The 3,516-nt window shown below is 61.2% G+C and carries 3 protein-coding genes and 1 pseudogene; 1 reads left to right on the forward strand and 3 read right to left on the reverse strand.

The window, feature by feature from the left end; genetic code table 11:
* Nucleotides 1-380 (forward strand): annotated as a pseudogene (locus tag ACFFAR_RS28225) (hypothetical protein); the annotation flags it as partial.
* Nucleotides 381-411: 31 nt separating this feature from the next.
* Here ACFFAR_RS28225 and ACFFAR_RS28230 read toward each other — a convergent pair.
* From ACFFAR_RS28230 to ACFFAR_RS28240, 3 genes are all read right to left on the reverse strand, one after another.
* Nucleotides 412-1,491 carry a nucleoside hydrolase gene (locus tag ACFFAR_RS28230; protein WP_236873628.1) on the reverse strand — a complete coding sequence of 360 codons (1,080 nt, stop codon included), beginning with the start codon at nucleotides 1,489-1,491 and terminating at the stop codon, nucleotides 412-414.
* Between the two features lie 153 nt (nucleotides 1,492-1,644).
* Nucleotides 1,645-2,577 (reverse strand): ribokinase, encoded by a 933-nt coding sequence (gene rbsK, locus ACFFAR_RS28235; RefSeq protein WP_086381013.1) that lies wholly within the window; start codon nucleotides 2,575-2,577, stop codon nucleotides 1,645-1,647.
* 124 nt (nucleotides 2,578-2,701) lie between these two features.
* The coding region (locus ACFFAR_RS28240) for an ABC transporter permease (RefSeq protein ID WP_375508910.1) at nucleotides 2,702-3,516 on the reverse strand (815 nt) is incomplete at its 5' end.

Genomic DNA, 3,516 nt, shown 5'->3' on the forward strand with positions numbered 1-3,516 from the left:
CTGCGGCGATTACCGTGATCATCGTGGCGAATCATCTGAATGCGAAGGTGCTGCTTTTCCCCGCCTTCATACTGCTGCTCTATTGCCTGGCATGCGCCAAGGGACCGCTCAGCGGGCTGCTGGGCAGCAAGCCCATGGTCCTGCTGGGCGAAGCGAGCTTCGCGTTCTACATACTGCACGTACCGATGTTCAGATACGCGAAGATGGTGTTCCCCAACATCGCGACTTCGCCTGCACAATTCGCGGCGTTTCTGGCCGGCCTGGCTGCTGTATCGATTGTTTGTTTCCTGACCATAGAAAAGCCGCTGTGCGCTTATTTGCGTAACACGTATAAGCGCGCTCGTTCGCCGCGTGCGATAGGCCAGCCTGAACACGCATAGCGGTGTCAGGCGGCCACTCGGTTCCAGTCGATCAGGGCAGCGTCACCGGAACAGGACGCGTCAGCAGGTCGACGTAAAGGCTGAAGAACCGGTTGTTGTCGAACTGCGTCACGTATGCGATCTTTTGCGGAGATGCGCCTGTGGTCGGGGTCTGGTAGACCTTGACCTGACCTTGCGTCTCGCCGTTGCTTGTATCGATGTCGAGGTAGGCGCTCTTCGTCTGCGTCGCGTAAGTCGGGTCCGTGAAATAAGCGATCGTCAGGGTATCGAAGATATCTGTGTTCGTGCTGAACGCGTTTGCATTGGCGATTGCATAGGCCTTCGTCACGGCGGTCTGCTTGCTCGGATTGTTGGCGATCTGGTCGTAGACGCTTTCCGTGAGCGGAACGGTATTGGTGACATCCAGCGGAATCACCGTTTGCGGAATCGTCGTCTGCAATACGGTGCGCACCGCGAGCGGATCGAACCACCAGTTCAGTTCGCCTACCGCGTTGGCGTTGCCCGCTACGGCCATCGCGCCACCCATATAGACGATCTGCTTGATCAACGGCGCGATCTCCGGCGCCTTCTGCAATGCAAGCGCAAGATTGGTCGGCGGTCCCACTTCGAGAATGGTGACTTGATTCGGATACTTCTTGATCGTATCGATCATGAAGTCGGACGCGTTTTCCGCTTGCAGCTTCGTGCTGGTTGCGAAGCCGTCCGGTGGCGCGACCAACTGCGAAGCCTGAGTGGGCTCCGCTCGCATCCACGCGCCGAAGTAACCATTCGGATTTGCCGCCTGTTGGGCGCGAATGCTCGCTACGTTGTACTGCAGCGGATAGTCCGCGCCTGCGTACACACCTACGGTGTTTTGCACGCCCATGCGTTCGACTGCCTTGAGTGCATCGGCCTGTTCCTGAAGCAGCCAGTCGTTGCCCGTGACGACCGTCAGGCCCAGCAGGTTGACCTTGCCTTGCGCCATCAATTGCGTGGTCATGGCGAAAAGCTGGCCGTCGTCGCCCATGGTGTTGAAATCCGAATCCATGATGACCTTGGGCGCATTGGCCAAGGCTGACGAGTTGGAATTGCTGTCGCTGCCGCCGCACGCGGCGAGGACCATGGAGCTCATGAGGATTGCTATAGATCTTGAGTGCATTGCTGTTCCCATTCGAGTTGGTGGATAACGAACAACGACTGCAACATGGCGCCATGCGGCAGCTTTGCGTGGGCCGCCCGCGAAAGCAGGCGGGACGCTTCCGGCTGTGACCACAGCCGGAAAAAATCAGGCCGCGCTATCGACTTCCTGGCGCGTGGGGATCGACGGTTGCGCGCCTGCGCGCGTTACCGAAATGGCAGCGGCGCGCTGGGCAAGATCGATCGCAGCTTCCAGCGGCTGACGCGCTGCAAGCTGCGCGGCGAACACGCCAATAAAGGTGTCGCCTGCGGCGGTCGTGTCGACTGCGTCGACCTTGGGCGCGGAGAAGTGCGTACCTTCGCCGCCTTCGGGCAACAAGTACGCGCCTTGCGAACCCAGCGTCACGATCACGTTGCGAGCACCCGCGCGCTGCAATTCCTTGGCCGCGCGCCGTGCGCCGCTTTGCGATTCGACCGGCAAGCCGGCAAGGATCGCGGCTTCGACCTCGTTCGGAACCAGATAATCGACGAGTGGCAGCCAGTCGGCGGGCAGCGGGCCGGTTGCGGGCGCCGGATTCAACACCGTCAGCTTGCCGAAGCGCTTGGCCGTCACCAGCGTTGCATACACCGAGTCCCAGGGGATCTCGAGCTGGCAGACCACGACGTCGGCTGATTTGATGACTGCTTCGTGCCGCTTGACCATCTCGGGCGTCACCTGCCCGTTGCTGCCGGCCACGACCACGATGGTGTTCTGGCCATCGTCGGCTACGGTCACCATGGCTACACCGGTCGGCAGCGACGGGTCGATCTCGATCGCACCGCAATCGATGCCTTCCACTTCGAGCCCAGCAAGCCGGACTTTGCCGTTGCCATCGGCGCCAACGCAACCGGCCATCGCAACGCGTCCGCCGATGCGAGCGGCCGCGACCGCCTGGTTGCCGCCTTTGCCGCCGGAGTGCTCGGAGAATTCGTGTCCGCCGATCGTTTCGCCCGGACGTGGCAGGTGAGGGGAGCGTGCGACCAGATCGGTATTGATGCTGCCGACAATCAGGACCAGGCCTTGTTTCGTATCTTTGGACATGTCTTTCTCCTGCTGGTGTATGCGTGGCGGCGTCTTTGAGACGCCTGACATTTGCACGCATACGCCCGTAATAATGAAGCGTTCAGCGCTTGCTCACCGAAGCGTTTTTTTAATCAAGCCGGGCTCAGATGACGCGGCGCTTGCTGCGGTACGTATCCAGCACGACAGCGACGACAATCACCGCGCCGGTGATGATCCGCTTGGTCGGTTCGTTCGCGCCGATCTGCGCCAGACCCGCGGCAAGCACGGAAATGATCAGGACGCCAAAGAACGTGCTGATGACCGAACCGCGGCCACCCATCAAGCTCGTTCCGCCGATAACCACCGCCGCGATCACTTGCAGTTCGATACCCGATCCCGCGTTAGGATCGGCGGCTTCGAGGCGCGAGATCTGGAACAGGGCGGCCAGGCCGGACAGCAGTCCCATCAACCCAAACACGATGACCTTGTAGGGCCGCGGATTGACACCTGCAAGCCGCACCGCTTCTTCGTTCGTACCGATCCCGACCAGATATCGGCCGAACACGGTGCGCGTCAACACGAGTTGCGCGACGATCATCACGGCGATCGCAATCAGGAACGACGGCGAAATGCCGAAAGCGATCGGATTGGACAGGAAGTCGAACGCATCGCCAATGTAGGCCGTACGCGAGTTTGTCAATTGGTAGGCAAGACCGCGCGCCGCTTCGAGCACGCCGAGCGACACGATGAACGACGGAATGCGCCAGCCCACCGTCACCGCGCCGGTCACGCAGCCGGTCAGCGTTGCGCCTGCCATGCCGAGCAGGGCGGCAGGCAGCGCAGGCCAGTGCCATTGCAGCGCGGCGACGCTGGTCAGCGCAGCGCCGAGCGCAAGCACCGATCCCACCGACAAGTCGATGCCCGCAATGATCAGCACGAAGGTCATGCCCACCGACATCACCACGAGATCGGGAATCT

The sequence above is a fragment of the uncultured Caballeronia sp. genome (assembly GCF_964243625.1).
Classification (GTDB): Bacteria; Pseudomonadota; Gammaproteobacteria; order Burkholderiales; family Burkholderiaceae; genus Caballeronia.